Source organism: Actinomadura sp. NPDC047616 (genome assembly GCF_040642915.1).
Classification (GTDB): domain Bacteria; phylum Actinomycetota; class Actinomycetes; order Streptosporangiales; family Streptosporangiaceae; genus Spirillospora; species Spirillospora miaoliensis.
On the sequence record NZ_JBEYTB010000002.1, the window covers coordinates 438870 to 460292 of the forward strand.

19 protein-coding genes are annotated in these 21423 nt (G+C 74.5%); 4 read left to right on the forward strand and 15 right to left on the reverse strand.

All coding sequences use genetic code 11. The annotated features are described in order from the left end of the window. Positions 1–45 precede the first annotated feature (45 nt). Both ABZ801_RS06275 and ABZ801_RS06280 read left to right on the forward strand, forming a co-directional pair. Positions 46–717, forward strand: a complete 672-nt coding sequence (locus ABZ801_RS06275; protein ID WP_360694148.1) for an AzlC family ABC transporter permease — start codon at positions 46–48, stop codon at positions 715–717. Further along, the gene (locus ABZ801_RS06280) at positions 714–1019 is read left to right on the forward strand and encodes an AzlD domain-containing protein (protein WP_360693577.1); all 306 of its coding nucleotides are present in this window, start codon (positions 714–716) and stop codon (positions 1017–1019) included. Before ABZ801_RS06275 ends, ABZ801_RS06280 begins: the two co-directional genes overlap by 4 nt. Positions 1020–1080: 61 nt before the next feature. Here the strand turns inward: ABZ801_RS06280 and ABZ801_RS06285 are convergent, their stop codons facing one another. The 3 genes from ABZ801_RS06285 to ABZ801_RS06295 form a co-directional block, all read right to left on the reverse strand. Then, positions 1081–2010 (reverse strand): RluA family pseudouridine synthase, encoded by a 930-nt coding sequence (locus tag ABZ801_RS06285; RefSeq protein WP_344957982.1) that lies wholly within the window; start codon positions 2008–2010, stop codon positions 1081–1083. Further along, positions 2010–2813 (reverse strand): signal peptidase II, encoded by an 804-nt coding sequence (locus ABZ801_RS06290; RefSeq protein ID WP_360693580.1) that lies wholly within the window; start codon positions 2811–2813, stop codon positions 2010–2012. Before ABZ801_RS06290 ends, ABZ801_RS06285 begins: the two co-directional genes overlap by 1 nt. A gap of 65 nt (positions 2814–2878) precedes the next feature. Further along, a complete protein-coding gene (locus ABZ801_RS06295; RefSeq protein WP_344958036.1) occupies positions 2879–3259 on the reverse strand; it encodes a TraR/DksA C4-type zinc finger protein in 381 nt (126 codons plus the stop codon). A 956-nt stretch (positions 3260–4215) separates the two neighbouring features. On the opposite strand from ABZ801_RS06295, the gene ileS reads away from it, so the two are divergent. After that, positions 4216–7404, forward strand: a complete 3189-nt coding sequence (ileS, locus tag ABZ801_RS06300) for an isoleucine--tRNA ligase (RefSeq protein ID WP_360693583.1) — start codon at positions 4216–4218, stop codon at positions 7402–7404. A 219-nt stretch (positions 7405–7623) separates the two neighbouring features. After that, positions 7624–8385: a DUF1707 domain-containing protein gene (locus ABZ801_RS06305; protein ID WP_360693586.1), complete on the forward strand. Its 762-nt coding sequence runs from the start codon at positions 7624–7626 to the stop codon at positions 8383–8385. Positions 8386–8417: 32 nt separating this feature from the next. On the opposite strand, the gene ABZ801_RS06310 is transcribed toward ABZ801_RS06305, so the two are convergent. The 12 genes from ABZ801_RS06310 to murD all read right to left on the reverse strand — a co-directional run bounded on the left by ABZ801_RS06310 (position 8418) and on the right by murD (position 21419). Continuing rightward, positions 8418–9644 (reverse strand): hypothetical protein, encoded by a 1227-nt coding sequence (locus tag ABZ801_RS06310; RefSeq protein WP_360693589.1) that lies wholly within the window; start codon positions 9642–9644, stop codon positions 8418–8420. Between the two features lie 168 nt (positions 9645–9812). Continuing rightward, a complete protein-coding gene (locus tag ABZ801_RS06315; RefSeq protein ID WP_360693592.1) occupies positions 9813–10742 on the reverse strand; it encodes a DivIVA domain-containing protein in 930 nt (309 codons plus the stop codon). A gap of 48 nt (positions 10743–10790) precedes the next feature. Continuing rightward, entirely contained in the window at positions 10791–11075 is a 285-nt protein-coding gene (locus ABZ801_RS06320) for a YggT family protein (protein WP_344957969.1), read from the reverse strand. A gap of 28 nt (positions 11076–11103) precedes the next feature. Then, the gene (gene sepF / locus ABZ801_RS06325) at positions 11104–11655 is read right to left on the reverse strand and encodes a cell division protein SepF (protein WP_344957967.1); all 552 of its coding nucleotides are present in this window, start codon (positions 11653–11655) and stop codon (positions 11104–11106) included. Between the two features lie 103 nt (positions 11656–11758). Next, the gene (locus ABZ801_RS06330; RefSeq protein WP_360693597.1) at positions 11759–12511 is read right to left on the reverse strand and encodes a YggS family pyridoxal phosphate-dependent enzyme; all 753 of its coding nucleotides are present in this window, start codon (positions 12509–12511) and stop codon (positions 11759–11761) included. Next, a complete protein-coding gene (pgeF, locus tag ABZ801_RS06335; protein WP_360693600.1) occupies positions 12504–13259 on the reverse strand; it encodes a peptidoglycan editing factor PgeF in 756 nt (251 codons plus the stop codon). The genes ABZ801_RS06330 and pgeF overlap by 8 nt, the downstream gene beginning before the upstream one ends. Positions 13260–13267: 8 nt before the next feature. Next, on the reverse strand, positions 13268–14764 hold the full coding sequence (ftsZ, locus tag ABZ801_RS06340; RefSeq protein WP_360693603.1) for a cell division protein FtsZ: 1497 nt from the start codon (positions 14762–14764) through the stop codon (positions 13268–13270). Positions 14765–15152: 388 nt separating this feature from the next. After that, positions 15153–15872 (reverse strand): FtsQ-type POTRA domain-containing protein, encoded by a 720-nt coding sequence (locus tag ABZ801_RS06345; RefSeq protein ID WP_344958511.1) that lies wholly within the window; start codon positions 15870–15872, stop codon positions 15153–15155. 117 nt (positions 15873–15989) lie between these two features. After that, on the reverse strand, positions 15990–17402 hold the full coding sequence (gene murC / locus ABZ801_RS06350; RefSeq protein ID WP_360693606.1) for a UDP-N-acetylmuramate--L-alanine ligase: 1413 nt from the start codon (positions 17400–17402) through the stop codon (positions 15990–15992). An 88-nt stretch (positions 17403–17490) separates the two neighbouring features. Further along, positions 17491–18582 (reverse strand): undecaprenyldiphospho-muramoylpentapeptide beta-N-acetylglucosaminyltransferase, encoded by a 1092-nt coding sequence (gene murG / locus ABZ801_RS06355; RefSeq protein ID WP_360693609.1) that lies wholly within the window; start codon positions 18580–18582, stop codon positions 17491–17493. 40 nt (positions 18583–18622) lie between these two features. After that, positions 18623–19903 (reverse strand): putative lipid II flippase FtsW, encoded by a 1281-nt coding sequence (gene ftsW / locus ABZ801_RS06360; RefSeq protein ID WP_344958505.1) that lies wholly within the window; start codon positions 19901–19903, stop codon positions 18623–18625. A gap of 55 nt (positions 19904–19958) precedes the next feature. Continuing rightward, positions 19959–21419, reverse strand: a complete 1461-nt coding sequence (murD, locus tag ABZ801_RS06365; protein WP_360694152.1) for a UDP-N-acetylmuramoyl-L-alanine--D-glutamate ligase — start codon at positions 21417–21419, stop codon at positions 19959–19961. Between the last annotated feature and the right edge of the window lie 4 nt (positions 21420–21423).

Consider the following 21423-nt stretch of genomic DNA (forward strand, 5'->3'; position numbering starts at 1 on the left):
GTGACGGAATCGGATGTCGGGACCGCTCAGCGGCGTTCCGCGGCCATGCGGGACGGGCTGGGCGTGGGCCTGGGAGTGGGGGTGTCCGGGCTTGCCTTCGGGGCGGCCGCGGTCACGGCGGGACTGTCGGTGGCGCAGGCGTGCGTGCTGAGCCTGGTGGCCTTCACCGGCGCGTCGCAGTTCGCCCTGGTGGGCGTGATCGGCAGCGGGGGCGCGCTGGCGACCGGGGCGCTGGGCGCGGTGCTGCTGGGCGGCCGTAACGCGCTGTACGGGCTGCGCCTGGCGGACCTGCTGCGGGTGCGGGGCTGGCGCCGCCTGGCGACCGCCCATGTCGTCATCGACGAGACCGCGGCCGTGGCGACCGCCCAGCCGGACCGCGCCTCGGCCCGTACCGGCTTCTACGTGACCGCGGTCAGCCTCTACCTGGCCTGGAACCTGACGACGCTGCTGGGGGCGCTCGGCGCCGCCCGGGTGGGCGACCCCACGGCCTTCGGCCTGGACACGCTGGGGCCCGCGGCGTTCCTGGCGCTGCTGTGGCCCCGGCTGACCGCGGGCGGCACGGAATGCTGGGTGGCGGCGGCCGCCGCCGTCATCGCCGTCGGGGCGACGCCGTTGCTGCCGGCCGGCGTGCCCGTGATGCTGGCCGCCGCCGCGGCCCTGCCCGCGCTGCTGCGGCCCAGGCGCGGCGCCCGCCCGGACGCACAGGAGCGGCCGTGAACGTGTGGATCGCCGTGATCGCCACCGGCGTCGGCTGCTACGCGCTCAAGCTGGGCGGGCTGGTCACGCCCCAGCGGGTGCTGGAGGACCCCCGGGTGCGCCGGTTCGCCGACCTCATCCCGGTCGCGTTGCTGACCGCGCTGATCGCCGTGCAGGCCCTGGCCCAGAACGGGCCCCTGGAACTGGACGGGCCGCGCCTGGCCGGGCTGGGCGCCGCCGTGGCCGCGCTGCTGCTGCGCGCCCCGTTCCTGGTGGTGCTGGTCGTGGCCGCCGGCGTGACCGCCGCCCTGCGCCTGTTCTAGGCGGTCACGTTCCAGGCGGTCACGTCCGGCGGATCCCGGCGCGGCGGTCAGGACCCGGCGGTCAGGACTCGGCGTCGACGATCTCCAGGGCGCGCGCGAGGTCGTCCGGGTACGGGCTCTCGAACTCCACCCAGTCCCCCTGGGTGGGGTGCTCGAACCCCAGGCGCACCGCGTGCAGCCACTGGCGGGTCATGCCGAGCCGGGCGGCGAGCGTCGGGTCGGCTCCGTAGGCCAGGTCGCCGACGCACGGGTGCCGGATCGCCGACATGTGCACGCGGATCTGGTGGGTGCGGCCGGTCTCCAGGTTGATGTCGAGCAGGGTGGCCGCGCGGAACGCCTCCACCGTGTCGTAGTGGGTGACCGACGGCTTGCCCCCGGCCACCACGGCGAAACGGCCGTCGCCGGACGGGTGCCGGTCGATGGGCGCGTCCACCGTGCCGCGGAACGGGTCCGGGTGGCCCTGCACCAGGGCGTGGTAGCGCTTGTCGACGCGGCGCTCCTTGAAGGCCCGCTTCAGGCGCGAGTACGCGACCTCGCTCTTGGCCACGACCATCGCCCCGGTGGTGTTGGCGTCCAGCCGGTGCACGATGCCCTGCCGTTCGGCAGCGCCGCTGGTGGCCACGGTGTGCCCGGCGCCAAGCAGCCCGCCGAGGACGGTCGGGCCGGTCCACCCCGTGGTGGGGTGGGCGGCGACCCCGACGGGCTTGTCGACGACGACGATGTCGGCGTCCTCGTACAGGATTCCCATTCCGGGCACGGGTTCGGCGACCGGGGCGGGGGCGGTGGGCGGGGGCGGCAGGGTCACCTCCAGCCAGGCCCCGGCGTGCAGCCGCTCGGACTTGGCGACCTCGCGGCCGTCCAGCAGCACGTCACCGGCGGCGATGATGTCGGCGGCCCGACCGCGCGACAGCCCGAACAGCCGTGCCAGCGCGGCGTCCACGCGCTCGCCCTCCAGGCCGTCGGGGACGGGGAGACTGCGTACGTCGGCCATCAGGACTTCTCCTCCGGAGCCGCGGACCCGCGGGCGCCCGGCCCGGCGGCCGTCCCGCCCTCCTCGGCCGGCCCGTGCTCGGCCGACGCGGCGGGCTCGTCGCCGCCGCGGCCGTCAGAGCCACCGTCGGCGGCGCTCGCCGCCCTCTCGGACGCGGGAGCCGCGTCGGCGGGGACGCGGCCCGCAGGCGCCTCCTCACGCGCTCCGGCGGCCCCTTCTCGCGCGGCCGGGTCACCGGCGGCGTCGCCCTCGCCCGTCACGGCGCCGGACGCGCCCGAACCGGACGCGTCGGAGCCGGACGTGTCGGGTTCGTCGGGTTCGCCGGGCTCCTCCTCGCCCAGGCGGGTGCCGTCGAGCTGGAGGCCGCGCGCGGCCAGCACGACCGCGAGCACGCCGCCGCACACGATCGCCGAGTCGGCGAGGTTGAAGACCGGCCAGTACGGCAGCTCGATCCAGTCGACCACGTGCCCCTTCAGCGGCGCGGGCGCGCGCAGCATCCGGTCGGCCAGGTTGCCCACCGCGCCGCCCAGCAGCAGGCCCAGGCACACCGCCCACGGCAGGCTGCGCAGGTTGCGGGCGGTGCGCAGGATCGCCACGACCACCCCGCAGGCGATCAGCGTGAAGACGATCGTGTAGCCGGTGCCGATGGAGAACGCGGCCCCGCTGTTGCGCGTCTCGCGCAGCGTCAGCAGCCCGCCCAGCAGCCGGATCGGTTCGCGGTCGGACAGGGTGGCCACCACGACGACCTTCGTGACCACGTCCAGGGCCAGCGCGGTCAGCGCGACCGCGACCAGGGTGCCCACACGGCGCGGCCGAGGCGATCCGGACGATCCCTCGGCCCCGCTCGTCGACGACTTCTTCGTGTCGCTCAGCGACGTTCCTCGCGTTGTTTGCATCTCACACATAGGGTCGCACGCGGGAACGCCTGGAGGCGCGCCTTGCCGATCGGCCTGCCGCACGACTCGCAGATCCCGTACGTGCCCGCGTCCATCCGCTGGACGGCCCGCTCGTTCTGGGCGAGCAGGTCACGCGCATTGTAGGTCAGCGCCAGCTCGTGCTCGCGCGCGTACGTCTTGGCCCCCGCGTCGGCCTGGTCGTCACCCGCCGATGCGGTGGAGTCGCCGTCGGCGATGTGCGTGGTGGTGGCCGCGATCTCCGCCTCCAGCGCGCTGCTCTCCTCGCGCAGCCGCGAGCGGACCTCGGCCAGCTCCTCCTCGGTCCAGCGTTCCTCGTCCTCACGGACCGGCAGCTCGGCCGCCTTGGCCGCGGCGCCCCCCGCGCCCTCGCCCGGCGCCGTCCTGGCCGGGGCCTTGGCGGTGTTCTTGGACGACGTGGCCGCCCCGTCCTTGGCCGCGGCCCTCGACGCGGCCCTGGTCGTCGTGCCCGTCGTGCCGGCCGGGTTCGCCGGGCCCGTGGCGCCCGCCGCCCCTTCGGACGGGGCGTCCGCCCGCCGGGTGACGGCGTCGGCCGTCCGGTCCTTGGGGCCCTTGGTGCCCGCGGGTTTCCTGCCAGGGGCGCGCGCGTCCGTCCCGGAGGACGGGGCCGCACCGGAGACGTTCCCCGAGGCCGCGCGTCCACCGCGGGCGCGCCCACCGGGAGGCTTGTCCCCCTTCGCCGCGCCGGCCATTTCGGCCCCCCTCGCGCTGATGTCCTCCACACGCAGTGCGGGCAGCATAGGTCCCCTTTCGCGGGACGGCAAACGACGTGCGCCGACGCCCCAGAGACGCCGGCGAAGATTACTGACCGCATATGCCCCGTCACGACCGCACGGGAACCTCCCGCCGGCCAGATCGCAAGAGTGACCTACGCCACATTCTCGTGGCCGTGGGTGGGGCCGGTGGCGCGGAGGGAAGAGATTCGGGCCAGGGTGCGTTACGGTCACAGCAAGCGGCCTCATCGGCACGGCCTTGATGGGGACACCTGCCGCCGAAGGCAGCCATGAGCGACCCGGGGACGGTGCGAGCCCGGGGGCGGGCCCGGCGGCCAGATCACCCCGGAGCCGCCGGAAGAACCGCCCGCCCGCGCCCCGGCGGGACGCACGCGTCCCACGGCGACCGGACGGGCCCAGTAGACCCGGCAGTCGAGAGGTGAACGAAGCGGGTCGCGCCCAGGGCGCGGCCAAGGAGGGTGGTACCGCGGGGCCCCATGGCGCCTCGTCCCTCCGGTCCACGTGCCGTCACATGTGAGCATCCGGAGGTCCGCCCCGTGAGTCGTCGGTTCCGCCCGCTGCCCGCGCAGGTCGACCTGCCCGCCCTGGAGCGGGAGATGCTGCGCCGCTGGCAGGAGAACAAGGTCTTCGAACGGTCCCTGGAGCGCACCGCGTCCGGGCCGCGCTGGACGTTCTACGAGGGCCCGCCCACCGCCAACGGCATGCCGGGCGTGCACCACGTGGAGGCCCGCGTCTTCAAGGACGTCTTCCCCCGGTTCAAGACGATGAAGGGCTTCCACGTCCCCCGCAAGGCCGGGTGGGACTGCCACGGCCTGCCCGTCGAGGTGGCGGTGGAGAGGGAGCTCGGCCTGTCCGGCAAAAAGGACATCGAGGCCTACGGCGTCGCGGAGTTCAACCGGCGGTGCCGCGAGTCCGTGCTGCGCCATGTGGACGCCTTCGAGGAGATGTCCGACCGGCTGGGCTTCTGGGTGGACACCGCCCAGGCGTACCGCACCATGGACCCCGAGTACGTGGAGTCCGTGTGGTGGTCCCTGAAGGTGGTGTTCGACAAGGGGCTGCTGTTCCGCGACTTCCGCATCACCCCCTACTGCCCCCGCTGCGGCACCGGCCTGTCCGACCACGAGCTCGGCCAGCCCGGCGGGTACGAGACCGTCACCAGCCCGTCGGTGTACGTGCGCATGCCCGTCACGTCCGGCCCCCTGGCCGACATGGGCGCGTCCCTGCTCATCTGGACCACCACCCCCTGGACGCTGGTGTCCAACACCGCGGTCGCCGTCCATCCGGACGTCGTCTATGTCGCGGCCCGTCCCGCCGGTTCCAACGAGGTGCTCGTCGTCGCCGAGCCGCTCCTGGAGCAGGTGCTGGGCGAGGGGGCGGACCGGGTCGCCACCTTCCGGGGCACCGATCTGGAACGCACCTCCTACCGGCGCCCGTTCGACCTGGTCGACATCCCCGACGCCCACTACGTGGTGCTGGGCGACTACGTCACCGTGGAGGACGGCACCGGTCTCGTCCACCAGGCCCCCGCGTTCGGCGCGGACGACATGACCGTCTGCCGCGCCTACGGCATGCCCGTCGTCAACCCGATCGGCCCGGACGGACGCTTCCTGCGCGAGGTCCCCCTGGTGGGCGGCAGGTTCTTCAAGAACGCCGACGAACCCCTCACCGCCGACCTGCGGGAGCGCGGCCTGCTCTACCGGAACGGGGAGCTGGAGCACAGCTATCCGCACTGCTGGCGCTGCCACACGCCGCTGCTCTACTACGCGCTGCCCGCCTGGTACATCCGCACGACCCAGATCAAGCAGCGGCTGCTGGAGGAGAACGAGAAGACCAGCTGGTTCCCCGAGACCGTCAAGTACGGCCGCTACGGCGAATGGCTGCGCAACAACGTCGACTGGGCGCTGTCCCGCAGCCGCTACTGGGGCACGCCCCTTCCGCTGTGGGTGTGCGAAGCCGACGACGACCACATCACGTGCGTGGGCTCCCTGGCCGAACTCGGGGAACTGGCCGGCCGCGACCTGTCCGCCCTGGACCCGCACCGCCCCTATGTGGACGACGTCACCTTCCCCTGCCCGCAGTGCGGTGCGCAGGCACGCCGCGTGCCCGACGTCATCGACGCCTGGTACGACTCCGGCTCCATGCCGTTCGCGCAGTGGGGCGCCCCCCACCGCAACAAGGAGGTCTTCGAGTCCTCCTACCCCGCCCAGTACATCTGCGAGGCGCAGGACCAGACGCGCGGCTGGTTCTACTCTCTGATGGCCGTCGGCACCCTGGTCTTCGACCGCTCGTCCTACGAGAACGTGCTGTGCCTGGGGCTCATCCTGGCCGAGGACGGCCGCAAGATGAGCAAGCACCTGGGCAACATGCTGGAGCCCATCCCGCTGATGGAACAGCACGGCGCCGACGCGCTGCGCTGGTTCATGCTCGCCAGCGGCATGCCGTGGGCCTCGCGCCGGGTCGGCCACAACGCGCTGGAGGAGATCGTCCGCAAGGTGCTCCTCACCTACTGGAACACCGCGTCGTTCCTGGTGCTGTACGCCGGCGCCGCCGCGTCCCAGGGCGGACGCCCGTGGACGCCGGAGCGGATGGACGAGGCCCCCGCCCCCGCCGACCGGCCCCTGCTGGACCGCTGGGCCCTGGCCGAACTGCACCGCACCGTCGGTGAGGTGGACGCGGCCCTGGAGCGGTTCGACTCGGCCGCGGCGGGACGCCGTCTCGCCGAGTTCGTCGACGACCTGTCCAACTGGTACGTGCGGCGCTCCCGGCGGCGCTTCTGGGAGGGCCCGGACACCCCCGCCGGGGCCGCCGCGTTCGCCACCCTGTACGAGTGCCTGGAGACCCTGACCCGGCTCATGGCGCCGATGGTGCCGTTCGTCACCGACTACGTCTGGGACGTCATCCGTCCCGCCGACGGCCCCGAGTCGGTGCACCTGGCCGACTGGCCCACCGTCCGCGAGGACCTGCTCGACCCCGGGCTGACCGCGCGGATGGGGCTCGTCCGGCGGCTGGTGGAGCTGGGACGGTCCGCGCGGGCCGCCAGCGGCGTGCGCACCCGCCAGCCCCTCGGCCGCGCCCTGGTCGGCGCGCCCGGCTGGCCGGACCTGCCCGAGGAGCTGCGCGCCCAGATCGCCGAGGAGCTGAACGTCGCGGCGCTGCAGGACCTGTCGTCGATCGGCGGCGACCTCGTCCACTACCAGGTCAAACCCAACTTCCGTGAGCTGGGCCGCCGGTTCGCCAAGGACACCCCCAAGGTCGCCGGGGCCGTCGCGGCCGCCGACCCCGCCGCGCTCGTCGCCGCGCTGCGCGCCGACGGCACGGCCACCGTCGAGGTTCCCGGGATCGGCGCCGTGGCCCTGTCCCCCGCCGAGGTCATCGTCACCGAACGGCCGCGCACCGGCTGGGCCGTGGAGAGCGCCGCCGGCGAGACCGTCGCGCTCGACCTGACCGTCACGCCCGAGCTGCGGCGCGCCGGTCAGGTCCGGGAGGTCGTCCGGCTCCTGCAGGACGCCCGCAAGGCCGCGGGCCTGGACGTCACCGACCGGGTCGCCCTGTGGTGGCGGGCCTCCGGCGACGACCTCGCCGAGGCCCTGCGCGAGCACGGCCCGGAGATCGCCGCCGAGGTGCTGGCCGTCGAGTTCCACGAGGGCCGCCCGGACGGGGACCTGCCCGCCCGCCGCGACGACGAGCTGGGCCTGACGTTCTGGCTGCGCCGCTCCACCGCCTGACGGGCCGGTCGACCGCCTGACGGGCCGGTCGTGAGGAAAGGGTTCTTCGCGACACATCGCGTTTGCGATGATGGCGATGTGAACCTGCCCGAACCTCCCTCTTCCTCCGATCCGGCCCCGTCCGGGCCCGTTCCCTCCAAGCCCGTTCCGTCCGAGCCCGTTCCGTCCGAGCCCGTTCCCTCTGAGCCCGTTCGCTCCGAGCCCACACCCGCGGGGGTCGTGTCCGCGGAGGCCGACGCCACGGCGGACCCGGCGCTCATGCGGGCCTCGGACGCCGACCGCGACCGGATCGCCGACCTGCTGCGCGAGGCCCTCGCCGAGGGCCGCATCACCGCCGAGGAGCACGCCGAGCGGATCGACGCGGTGTACCGGGCCAAGACCTACGCCGAGCTGGTGCCCCTGGTGGCGGACATCCCGGGGGCCGCCGAGCGGGCCCCCGTCCCGCCGGGCGCGGCCCAGCCCCGCGTCAACCTGCGCAAGGAGATCGCCCCGGACCTGCCGCCGCCCGAGCGGCAGCCCTCGGCCGTCGTGGCGATCTTCTCCGGGGCGCAGCGGCGGGGCCGCTGGCTGGCCGAGCCCACCACCCACGTCAACTGCGTGTTCGGCGGGGCCGAGCTGGACTTCCGGCAGGCCGTGCTGGCACAGGCGGAGGTGACCGTCAACGTGTCCTGCGTCTTCGGCGGCGTGGAGATCACGGTGCCGCCGGGCGTGCGGGTGACCAACTCCACCGCGGCGATCTTCGGCGGGGTGGAGCTGCCGGACGACGATCCGCTGGAGCCGGACGCGCCCGTCATCCGGCTCACCGGGTTCGTGCTGTTCGGCGGCGTCAACGTCAAACGCCGGGAGCTGGACGGCACCCGCGCCGACCGCAGGCGGCGGCGCCGGGAGCTGCGCGAACGGCAACGGGAGGTCGGCGACGAACGGCGCGCCCACCTGCGCGAGTCACGCGACACGCGCCACCGCGGCCACCTGGGGCACTGACCCCGGGCGTCCCGGCGTCCGGAGCCCGGGCGTTACGAGGAGGCCTGGTCGCGGTCGGGCTGGCAGACCAGGCAGGGCGTGCAGCCCCGCGCCACGGCCTCCGCCCGGGACAGGGTCTCCAGGTCCTCGGCCTCGTCGCCGATGTCCTCGATCAGCGCGCAGTCGACGCGGTGGTAGCGCTTGGTGCCGCTGAGGATGCGCACCTGCGGGCCGTCGCCGTCGCCCGCCGCGGGCGCGTCCGCGTGCGCCTCGCCTCGCGCGGGCCCGTCCCCCTGGGGGGCCGTGGGCGAGATGGGCCGCGTCGTCGTCGTGTCGGCGGGGGAAGCGTCAGCCGTGCCGCCCTCGGCGGCCCGTGACGGAGCGTCCTTGGCGGACCCGTCCTTCGCCGGCGTGGTCGGGGCGGCCTCCTGTGCGGAGGCGCCGTCGGACGGACGCGCAGCGGCGGAGGATGCGGAGGCCGTCCCCGGAACGGGCCATGCCGACGGCGGCGCGCCCGCCCCGGCCGCGGGCTTGCCGGCCGCGGGCTTGTCCGGGGCCGGCTTGACGGGGGCGGTCTCGGCGGACGCGGACGCCGTCGCGGACGACGCCGAGGAGCGGCCGGATCCGGCCACGCTCTCGGCCGGCGAGGCCGACGAAGAGGAGCGGCCCTGCGCACCGGACCGTGCGGGCACCGACACCGCGGCGCGCGCCGCCAGAGCGGTGTCGGGCATGCAGGCCGTGCAGGGGCTGAACCCCTCCTCCTTGGCCTCGATGTAGGTCAGCTCGTCCTTGTCGCGTCCCGCGAGCTGGCGGCAGGTGTCCAGGTGGTAGCGGCGACGGCCGCGCACCACGTACACCAGGGCGTCGTCGGGGACGTTCGCCGGCTGGACGGGAATGTCCAGGGGCTCGTCGGCGGGCGGGGCACCGGCGTCCTTGCCGGGGGCCGCCGAGCCGGCGGGGGCTGCGGTGGGCGCCGGGGCGGTCGAGGACCGGCCGAACGTGGCGCCCTTCTTCTTCTCCTTCTTGTCCTTACGGCCGGACCTGGCCTTGCGCGGCGGGGCCGCGGCGGGGGCGGGGACCGCGCCGAACAGCTCCTTGCGCCGCAGGAAGACCCCGATGGCCAGGCACAGGAACGACACCAGGCTGACGGCGATCGAGGTGTAGATCACCACCAGCGCGTCCACGCCGAGCACCTGTGCGCTGTCTCCGCTGCCCGCGACGATGCCCGCGACCAGCAGGGCGATCGCCACCACCACGAGGACGCCACTGAGGATGATCAAGGGTCTCTCCCCTTCCAGGGCCGGGCGCTCTCCGGAGCACGTCGCTCCGGACGGCCTTCACCGACGTACCGGAACGCCGCCGGAACGGCTTCGGCCCGCGCGGTCGCCGCGACGGACCGGCCGCGCGACGCGGCGGTCGGGAAGACACTATCGCCTGCGGGCCGGGGCTCAGCGCCTCTCGTGCGGCGGGTTGTCAGCCGCGTGGAAGGCGCCGGTCGCCGAGTGCTGGACCTGCTGGGCGTGCTGGGCCGGCTCGGCGGGCGGAGGGAAGGGGGTGGGTCCGGTGGGGGCGGAGCCGCCGGGGGCGCCGGTGCGGCCGTCGTGGGCGAGGGTGCTCTGCGGGCCGGTGGCGGTCGGGGCGGGCTGCGCGGGGGCGCCGGGCTGGAACGCGCCGGTCTCGGTGCTGCCGGCCTCCAGGTCGCGCAGCTGTCCCTCCAGGTAGACCTTCAGGCGGCTGCGGTACTCGCGTTCGAAGGCGCGCAGGTTGTCGACCTCGCGTTCGAGCTCCTCGCGCTGCTGCACCAGCGAGCCCATGACCTGGCGGTGCCGCTCCTGGGCGTCCCGGTCGAGGGCCTCGGCGCGGGAGCGGGCCTCGCTGACGATCTGGTCGGCCTGGCGGCGGGCCTTGCCGAGGATCTCCTCGGCCTCGCGGCGGGCCCGGCCGAGCGTCTCGTCGGCCTCCCGGCGGGCGTCGGCGATCGCCTGGTCGGCGGTCTGCTGCGCCAGCGCCAGCACGCGCGCCGCGGTGTCCATGTTGTCCTCGCCGGAGGGGGCGGGGGCCATGCCGAGGCCGCCGCCGAGGCCGCCGCCGAGCGGGGCGGGCTCCGGCTCGGGCTGGGGCTGCGGCTCGGGCCGGGGCGGCTCGGGGATCTGCGGCACGTCCGGCTTGGGCTCGACGATCGGCGCGGCCATGGCGGGGACCTTGCCGCGCAGGCACTCGGCCAGCTTCGCCCGCAGCTCCTCGTTCTCCTGGATGAGGCGGTCGAGCTCGGCCTCGACCTCGTCGAGGAAGGCGTCCACCTCCTCTTCGTCATAACCCGGCCTCAGCCTGGTGGTACTGAACTGCTTGTTCCGCACGTCGGCGGGTGTCAGTGGCATGTCGTCTCCTTGGCGCGCTTGGAGTCTGTCCGCTAGGACGGTATCCGATCAGAGCCTCTGCACGAAGATGATCATGACCCAGACCACAAGGATGAGGACCGTGAAGCTGAGGTCCAGGGCCACGTTACCCAGCCGTATCGGTGGGATGAAACGCCTCAGCAGTTTCAGTGGCGGATCGGTGATGGTGTAGGTGGTCTCGGCGATCACCAGCACCAGCCCCGTGGGACGCCATGACCGGGCGAACGACTGCAGCACCTCCAGGATCAGTCTCCCGATGAGGAACAGCAGGAAGATGTACAGCACCGCGCTGAGCACGGATCCAACGATGGTCACGAAGTATCAGTCTCTCGCATGTTCGCCGTCAGCTCTGGTTGAAGAACCCTCGTTCTGCCATCCGGGCCTTGTCCTCGGCCGTCACCTCGACGTTGGCGGGCGACAGCAGGAACACCTTGTTCGTAACACGCTCGATGCTCCCGTGCAGGCCGAATACCAGACCCGCCGCGAAGTCGACCAGGCGCTTGGCGTCGCTGTCGACCATCTCGGTCAGATTCATGATCACTGGTGTGCCCTCACGGAAGTGCTCCCCGATGGTCCTCGCCTCGTTGTAGGTCCTGGGATGCAGGGTAGTGATGCGCGCGAGGTCGGTGGAACCGCTCTCGTACAGTGCCACGGAGCGTCGGTCGCCCGGTGACGCGCTGTGATGATCGCGTTCCCGCTCCGCGGCGTCCTCGGCCCGTGTAAGCTGGCCGCCGGACTCCTCGTCGCGTCCGGTACGGCGGCCGGTGAGGGTGTCGGCGTCGTCGTCGTAGACCTCGTACTCGTCGTACTCGTCATACTTGCCGTACTTGTCGTCGTAGCGGTCGTCCTCCACAAGGCCGAGGTAGACCGCCATCTTGCGCATCGCGCTGGCCATACGCCCCTCCGTCGTCCTGTGGCCGCGGCACCGGCGCCTCGACGCCGCCTCGGACCGCCCGTCCGTATACCCCGCCGTTTCGGCAGGTACCCCTGGGGGGACATTACCTGACGATTGCCCGCCTGCCGCCGAGCAACGCCGTACCGACACGCACATGTGTCGCGCCGCACGTGACGGCCTGCTCCAGATCGCCGCTCATCCCTGCCGACATCACGGTGGCCCCCGGATGCTCCCGCCGCAGGTCCGCGGCAATCCGGGCCAACCGGGCGAACGCGACGGAAGGGTCGCCGCCCAGCGGGGCGACCGCCATGACGCCGTCCAGCTCCAGTCCGTCCGCCGTGGCGATCGCGTCGGCCAGCGCGGGAACGTCGGCCGGGTCGGCGCCGCCGCGCGTCCCGGCGGCCGGGCCGCGCCCGCCCTGCCCGGGCTCCGGCTCGTCCAGCGACACCTGGATCAGGCAGCGCAGCGTCCGTCCCGCGCGGGTCGCGGCGTCCGACAGCGCCCGCACCAGCCGCACCCGGTCGACCGACTGCACCACGTCGGCGTAGGCGGCCACCGAACGCGCCTTGTTGGTCTGCAACTGCCCGACGAAGTGCCAGCGCAGCGGCAGCCCCGCGCAGTCCTCCGCCTTGGGGCGGGCCTCCTGGTCGCGGTTCTCCGCGACGTCGGTCACGCCGAGCTCGGCCAGCAGCCGGACGTCGGAGGCGGGGAACGTCTTGGTGACCGCGACCAGCGTCACCTCGCCGGCGTCGCGTCCGGCCGCCGCGCAGGCGGCCGCGATGCGCTTGCGGACCTCGGCGAGGTTGGCGGCCAGCTCCTCCCGGCGCGCCTCGCCCCCGGCCACCGCGTCACCCATGACCGGCCTCCGCCGCGTCGTCGGTGAGCCAGACGAAACCGGCGAAGCGGCCGGTGCGCCCCTCGCGGCGGTACGAGAACAGCTCGGGCGTCTCGATCGTGCAGCGCGGGTCGACGCGGATGTCGGCGACGCCGTCGGACTTGAGCTGCCCGACGATCCCGGCGCGGATGTCCAGGCCCGGCGTGCCCGCCCGCGTCGTCGCGTAGGCCTCGGGCACCCGTGCGGCGACCTCGTCGCGCATCGCGGCGGGCACCTCGTAGCAGCCGCCGCACGCCGCCGGGCCGATCGCCGCGGCGATCCGCGCCGGCTCGGCGCCGTGCTCGCGCATCCGCGCCACCAGCGCGCGGACGACGCCCAGGGCCGTTCCGGGGCGGCCGGAGTGCGCGGCGCCCACCACGCGGGCGACCGGGTCGGCCAGCAAGACGGGCGCGCAGTCGGCGACCAGCACCGCCAGCGCGAGCCCGGGTTCGGTCGTCACGACCGCGTCCACGCCGGGCGCCGGGTCGCCCGTGAACGGACGGGTGACGAACGCCACGTCGGCGCCGTGCACCTGGCGCATCCAGACGGTGCGCTCGGGGTCGACGCCCAGCGCCGCGGCGACGCGGCGGCGGTTGTCGCGGACGGCGGCGGGGTCGTCGCCGACGGCGCCGCCGAGATTGAGGCCGTCGAACGGGGCGGCGCTGCGGCCGCCGGCGCGGCCGGTGAACGCGGCGCCCACGCCCGCGCCCAGGGGGACGGTCGTGATCACTGCACCGATCACTTCAGGAAGTCGGGCACGTCGAGATCGTCGTCCTCGTCGAACACCACGGGGCGGCGGCGCTGGCCGGCCGGGCCGGAGCCGGGCTCGCCCTCCCCGCCCGGCCCGCGGCCGGAGGACGAGTCGGGGGCGGGACGCGGCGCGGGCGGACGGATCGACGGCTCCTCGCCCCGCCCGGCGTCGCGGTCGGACGCCGGAGCGAGACCGGGGCCGCCGGTGTCGCCGCCGTCCTGGGCCGACGGGCTGTGCGCACCCGGACCGCCGCCGTCGGCGCGTTCGCCGCCGGACGCGGAACGGCCGCCGGACCGTTCCCCCTCGTCGGAGGACGGGCCGCCGGCCTGCGGGCGCTCCTGCTCGGGCCGCGGTGGCGGCGGGGGCGGCGCGGCGGGCTGCGCCGCGGCGGCCTGCGCCACGGTCGTGGGCGGCGGGTCGGACCGGCCGACCCGGCTGGGGATCGGGTTGCCGCCCGTGGCGCCGGGCGGCGGCGGGGCCGGACGCGGCGGCGGGGGCAGCCGGCGGGTGTCCGGCTCGGGCGCGGGCTTGCTGGGACGGCCCTCGTCGAACCCGGCCGCGATCACCGTGACCCGCACCTCGTCGCCGAGGGCGTCGTCGATGACCGCGCCGAAGATGATGTTGGCGTCGGGCGCGGCGGCGTTGGACACCAGCTGGGCCGCCTCGTTGATCTCGAACAGGCCCAGGTCGGACCCGCCGGAGATGGACAGCAGCACCCCGTGCGCGCCGTCGATGCTGGCCTCCAGCAGCGGGCTGGAGATCGCCATCTCGGCGGCGGCCACCGAGCGGTCGTCGCCGCGCGCCGAGCCGATGCCCATCAGCGCCGACCCGGCGCCGGACATGACCGACTTGACGTCGGCGAAGTCCAGGTTGATCAGGCCCGGGGTGGTGATCAGGTCGGTGATGCCCTGGACACCGGACAGCAGCACCTGGTCGGCGGCCTTGAACGCGTCCAGCACGCTGACCTGCCGGTCGGAGATCGACAGCAGCCGGTCGTTGGGGATGACGATGAGGGTGTCGACCTCGTCGCGCAGCGTCTCGATGCCGGCCTCGGCCTGCATGGCGCGCCGCTTGCCCTCGAAGCTGAACGGGCGGGTGACCACGCCGATGGTCAGCGCGCCCAGCGAGCGGGCGATGTTGGCCACCACGGGCGCGCCGCCGGTGCCGGTGCCGCCGCCCTCGCCCGCCGTGACGAAGACCATGTCGGCGCCCTTGAGCACCTCCTCGATCTCCTCGCGGTGGTCCTCGGCGGCCTTGCGGCCCACGTCGGGGTTGGCGCCCGCGCCGAGGCCCCGGGTGAGCTCGCGGCCCACGTCCAGCTTGACGTCGGCGTCACTCATCAGCAGCGCCTGGGCGTCGGTGTTGATCGCGATGAACTCGACGCCCTTGAGTCCCTCTTCGATCATCCGGTTGACGGCGTTGACACCGCCGCCGCCGATGCCGACGACCTTGATGACCGCGAGGTAGTTCTGCGGTGCTGCCACTACGAGGGGCCTTTCCGCTCGCTCTATCGGACCGGACGACCCGGTTCGGCGAACCGGGTCGCTGCGGTGCTCTGGACCTGATGTCTGTGTGGTTGTCGCCTGCCGCCTCCGTCGCGGGTGCGGCCGGTGCCGCGGGCCGTGGACGGCGGCGGTGCCGTCCGGACAAACCCTCACCCTCAACTTGAGGCTTACAGTTATGTCAACCTGCTGACTGATACGGACAGTAGGGCGGCCCAACCGCCAGGGTCAACTAACCCCCGGCCAACCGATCCGGCGTGTCGCGGTGAGTCCCGCTTGCCCCGGTTGGCGAAGCACGCCAGGCCTTCCATGCTCCCAGCGTGCCCCATCGGGCGCCCGGAATCGCCCCGACACACGCACCGCCGCGGTTTCACCGGGTGGTGACGACCTCGGGCGAGCTGACGTCGATGATCCGCGCCGAGCGTCCCGCGGCCGTGCGCCGCAGGGCCTCCAGCAGCCGCGCCTTCTCCTCGGTGCGCTCGGCCGAGCCCCACACGACCAGGGGCCCGCCCGTGAGCCGCAGCGTCACCGACTCGGCGCCCGTCGCCCGCACCTCGGCGACCCGCGGGGCGAGGCGGCCGGGCAGCTCCCCCAGCACGCGCAGCGCCGCCAGCGTCGCCGGATCCGACGGCCCCGGCGACCCCGTGACCAGCTCGGGCAGCCCCGACGGCCGGGACGCGCCGTCGGCGACGGCCACCCCGTGCCGGTCGAGCCGGTAGTACCGGCCGCCGCGCTGCACCACCGCGACCGGGACGCGTTCGCGCACCACGATCCGCACGGTGGTGGGCCAGCGCCGCTCCACCGTGGCCGACTCGACCTCGCGCAGCCGCTCCAGCCGCGCCCGCGCCTCCTCGGTGCCCAGCCGCACCATCGGCACGCCCAGGCGCACCCCGGCGGCGGCCACGATCCGGTCGCGCGGGGCGAGCTCGGTACCGGTGATCTCGACGGTGCGCACCACCAGCAGCCGCGAGCCCAGCAGTACCCAGCCCACCGCGCCGAGCACCCCGAACACCAGCAGCGTGACGAACGCCACCTTCCAGCGGCCCGGGTGGCCGCGCCGCGTTCCCGTCTGCCCGCCGACGTTGGTCATGCCGTCCAGGATGGCCGCGCCGGCCGGCGATTCCGGGGATCCCACGCCCGGCAACGACGAAACTCCCCAAAGATCACACTCTGGGGCGTCCGTCCCAGAGCGCGCGGAACGCTCCCTTCAGGACGTGCGGGCGGCGAGGCCCTCCAGAATGCGCGGGCCCAGGTCGGTGACGTTGCCCGCGCCCAGGGTGATCACCACGTCGCCGGGCCGCGCCAGATCCGCCACGAGGGCGGGAACCTCGTCGAACACCGGCGCGTACACGGTGCGCGTCGCCTCGGGCACGGCGTCGGCCACCAGGGCGCCGGTCACGCCGGGCTCGGGATCCTCCCGGGCGCCGTACACGTCCAGCACCACCGCGACCTCGGCCAGCCCCAGCGCGGCGCCGAACTCGGCGGCGAAGAAGCGGGTGCGGCTGTACAGGTGCGGCTGGAACACCGCGACGATCCGGCCGCCGCCCTTCTGCTCCACGTAGTCGCGGGTGGCGCGCAGGTCGGCGGTCAGCTCGGTCGGGTGGTGGGCGTAGCTGTCGAACACCTCGACGCCCGCCGCCTCGCCCTTGGGCTCCAGGCGGCGCATCGCCCCGCCGAACGAGGCCAGCCCGTCCAGCACCCCGGCCAGGTCGGCGCCCAGCGCCCGCGCCACGGCGAGCACGGCGGTGGCGTTGAGCGCGTTGTGCAGGCCGGGCACGGTCAGCGCCACGTCGCCGACGCCCTCGACGTGGAACCGGGAGCCCAGGCCGCGCGGGGTGAAACCCGTGACGCGCAGGTCGGCGCCGGGCGCCTCGCCGTAGGTGCGCACCGTCAGGCCGCGTTCGCGCGCCCGCCCGGCCAGCTCCATCGCCACCGGGTCGTCGGCCCCGGCCACCAGCGTCCCGCCGGGCTCGATCCGGTCGACGAACCGGACGAAGTTCTCCTTGACCTTCTCGAACCCGCCGTAGTTGTCCAGATGGTCGGCCTCGACGTTGGTGACCACCGCCACCCGCGGGCTGTAGGCCAGGAACGAGCCGTCGCTCTCGTCGGCCTCGGCGACGAACACGTCCCCGGAGCCCTCGTCGGCGCCCAGCCCCGTGGTGACCAGCTGCCCGCCGATGCAGTACGACGGGTCGGCGCCGACCCGCTGCAACGCGACCGTGAGCATCGAGGTGGTGGTGGTCTTGCCGTGGGTGCCCGCCACCGCCACCGCGCGGCGCCCCGCCATCAGCGACGCCAGCGCCGCCGACCGGTGCAGCACCCGCAGCCCGCGCCGGCGCGCCGCCACCAGCTCGGGGTTGGTGTCGCGGATCGCCGTGGACACCACCACGGTGTCGGCGTCGCCCAGGTGGGCGGCGTCGTGCCCGACGAACACCTTGGCCCCCAGCTCGCCGAGCTGCGCCAGCAGCTCGGAGTCCCGGGCGTCGCTGCCGGAGACGGGAATGCCGCGCCGCAACATGATCCGCGCGACGCCGGACATGCCGGCGCCGCCGATCGCGATGAAGTGGACCTTGCCCAGCTCCCCCGCCGGCACGACCTCACCAGGACTGATCAGACTCATCGGGCGGTGCCCGTCCCCTCGTTGCCCGTCCTCTCGCCGCGCGCCGTGGCCACGCCGGCGGCGTCGGGGGCGCCCGCGGCCCGCCGCGTCACCGGTGGCCCGCCGCGCGGACGACGTCGTACACCATCTGCGCCAGCGCCTGGTCGGCGTCGCGGCGGCCCAGCCGCCCGGCGGCCTCGGACATGGCCGCGACACGGCCCGGGTCGGCCAGCACCGGCAGCAGCTGGTGCACGATCCACTCCGGGGTGAGCTCGGCGTCGTCGACCAGCAGGCCGCCGCCGCCCGCCACCACCGGCTCGGCGTTCAGCCGCTGCTCGCCGTTGCCGTGCGGCAGCGGCACGTACACCGCGGGCAGCCCCACGGCGGTCAGCTCGGCGCAGGTCATCGCGCCCGCCCGGCACATGGCCATGTCGGCGGCGGCGTAGGCCAGGTCCATCCGGTCGCAGTAGGGGATGGTGACGTACTGCGGGCCGCCGGCGGCGGGCTCGGGCTCCTCGGTGTTCTTGGGCCCGACGATGTGCAGCACCTGGATGCCCGCCTGCCGGAACGCCGGGGCGGCGGCCACCGCGGCGCGGTTGAGCGAGCGCGCCCCCTGCGAGCCGCCGAAGATCAGCAGCGTGGGCAGGTCGGGCAGCAGCCCGAAGTAGGAGCGGGCCTTGTCCCCCATCGCCAGCCGGTCCAGCGTGGCGATCTCCCGGCGCAGCGGGATCCCGACGAACCGGGCGTTCGGCAGCGGCGAGTCGGCGTGCGAGACGGCCACGTGCTCGGTGAACCGGGCGCCCAGCTTGTTGGCCAGGCCCGGCTTGGGGTTGGCCTCGTGCACGATGATCGGGATCTTGCGCTTGCGGGCGGCCAGGTAGCCGGGGGTGGCCACGTACCCGCCGAACCCGACCAGCACGTCCGCCTGCGCCTGGTCCAGGACGCCCGCGGCCGCGTTGATGGCGCCGCGCAGCCGGCCCGGGACGGTCAGCAGCTGCGGCGTCAGGGTGCGGGGCAGCGGCACCGGCGGGATCAGCGCGAGCTGGTAGCCCCGCTGCGGGACCAGCCGGGTCTCCAGGCCCCGCTCGGTACCGAGGCAGGTGATCCCTGTGTTGGGATCGATGCGCCGCAGCGCGTCGGCGAGGGCCAGCGCGGGCTCGATGTGTCCGGCGGTGCCGCCGCCGGCCAGGACAACCCTCATGCTCGCTTACATCTCCTCAGCATGTTCGTGACGGGGGGACTCACTGACGCCGTGCCAGGCCAAGCCAGCTTAGGGCGCGGGCGACCGGCCCGGGACCCCGGGCGGCCAGCGCCTGGCGGGCGCCGGGCTCGCGTTTGGCGAAGGCCAGCAGCATGCCGAGCGCGATCAGGGTCGGGATCAGCGCCGACCCCCCGTAGGAGACCAGCGGCAACGGGATCCCGGTGATGGGAAGCACACCGATCACGGCTCCGATGTTGACGATCGCCTGCACCACCACCCACGCCGTGGCCCCGGCCGCGGCCAGGCGGGTGAAGGGATCGCGGACCCGCCGGGCGATGCGCAGCCCGGCGTAGGCCAGCAGCCCGAACAGGCTCAGCACCACGAGGGTACCCACCAGCCCGAGCTCCTCTCCGATGATCGCGAAGATGAAGTCGGTCTCGGCGTGCGGCAGGAAGTCCCACTTGGCCCGGCCCTCGCCCAGGCCGGTGCCCAGCCAGCCGCCGGAGGCGATCGCCAGCTGACCCTGGGTGCCCTGGTAGTTGGTGGTGTACTGGTTCTGGGACGGGTCCAGGTAGCCGGTGAGCCGCTGCAGCCGGTACGGCTCGACGATGATCAGGATCGCCACCAGCAGGCACACCAGCCCGGCCATGCCGACGAACAGCCGGCCCGGGGCCCCGACCACCCACAGCAGCGCCAGGAAGATCGTCAGCAGCACGAGGGTGGTGCCGAGGTCGCTGCCGAGCATCACCATCAGCACCAGCATCCCGGCGCCGGGCAGCAGCGGCACCAGCAGCGGCCGCCACTCGTTGAGCTGGCCGAGCCGCTCCTTGCGGGCCAGCAGGTCGGCGCCCCACAGCACCAGCGCCAGCTTCGCGGGCTCGGACGGCTGCACCAGCAACGGCCCGAGGCTGATCCAGCGGGTCGCGCCGCCCGCCGAGTGGCCGAGGCCGGGCACCAGCACCAGGCCGAGCGCCACGATCGACAGCAGCAGCAGCGGATAGGCGAACGCGCGGAACGTGCGCACCGGCAGCCGCGAGGCCAGCCACATCAGCGGCAGCCCGATCGCCATCCACATGGCCTGCTTCTGGAACAGCGTGTACGCCGACCCGGTCGCCTGGATCTGCTGGACCAGCGACGCCGACAGCACCATGGTCAGCCCCAGCGCCAGCAGCATGATCGAGCAGCCGAGCACCAGGTAGTACGAGGTCAGCGGGCGGTCCAGCAGGCCGACGGCGGCGGCGACGTGCTCGCGCGGCCCGGCCCGGCGCGGGCGTTCCTCCCGGCCGTCGCCCGCCGGCGCCGACGGCACGGCGGCGTTCATGCTCGCGCTCCCCTCCTCTTTCGCGCTGCGCCGGACCCGCGCCTCCCGCCGCGCCCTACCGGGACTCGGCGAGCCGCCGCACGGCCGCGGCGAAGGCGTCGCCGCGCGCCCCGTAACTGGCGAACATGTCGAACGACGCGCCCGCGGGGGCCAGCAGCACCGTGTCACCCGGCCGGGCCAGCCCGGCGGCGGCGGACACGACGCGGTCCATCGCCCCAGTGTCGGTGTCGGGAACGTCCACCACCGGGACATCCGGCGCGTGTCGCGCAAGTGACTCCGCGATCCGTGCGCGGTCGGCGCCCAGCAGCACCACGCCGCGCAGCCGGTCGGCGCACGCGCGGACCAGGTCGTCGACGTCGGCGCCCTTGAGCAGGCCGCCCGCGATCCACACCGCCGACCGGCAGGACGCCAGCGACGCGGCGGCGGCGTGCGGGTTGGTGGCCTTGGAGTCGTCGACGTAGTCGACGCCGTCCACGTTCGCCACGTGGGCGATGCGGTGCGGGTCGGGGGTGAACGCGCGCAGCCCCTCCCGTACGGCCTCGGGCGGGACGCCGTAGGCGCGGGCCAGGGCCGCGGCGGCCAGGGCGTTGGCGACGTTGTGCGGGGCATAGGGCCGCACGTCCGACAGTTCGGCCAGTTCCACGGCCTCGCGCCGCGGGTCGGGCACGAACGCGCGGTCGACGAGCAGGTCCTCGACCACGCCGAGCTGCCCGGGGGCGGGCGTGCCGAGAGTGAAGCCCTTGGCGCCGGGGCCGCCGAGCCGCGTGGACACCGGGTCGTCGGCGTTGACGATCGCCACCGTGCCGGGCGCGTAGATCCTGCCCTTGTCGGCCGCGTACGCCTCGAACGAGCCGTGCCAGTCGATGTGGTCGGGCGCCACGTTCAGCACCGCCGCCGCGTAGGGCGCCACCGTGCTGGACCAGTGCAGCTGGTAGCTCGACAGCTCCACGGCGAGCACGTCGTACTTGTCCAGCACCGCCTCGACGATGGGCGTGCCCACGTTGCCGACGGCGACGGCGCGGTGTCCGGCGGCGGTGAGCATGCACGCCAGCATCCGCACCGCCGTGGTCTTGCCGTTGGTGCCGGTCAGCGCCAGCCACGGCGCCGCCCCGTGTCCGCCTGCCCCGCCCTGTTGTTCCAGGGGGGACGACCCCCCAGAACGCACGGCATCCCTTGCTTCGCTGCGGGTGCCGTGCGCGAGCCGCCACGCGAGTTCGACCTCGCCGATGATCTCGATGCCGGCGGACGCGGCGGCCGACAGCAGCGGCACGTCGGGCCGCCAGCCGGGCGAGGTGACCACCAGGTCGGTGCCGGCGGGCAGGGTGTCGCCGTCGCCGAGGCGGACGGTCACGCCCGCGTCGGCGCGCAGCCGTTCGGCCCGGTCGCGCAGCGCGTCGTCGTCGCGGGCCTCCACGACGGTGACGCGGGCGCCGCGCTCGGCCAGGACCCGGGCCGCGGCCCGGCCCGACACGCCGAGGCCCGCCACGCACACCGCGCGGTCGCGCCAGTCACCCATCGAG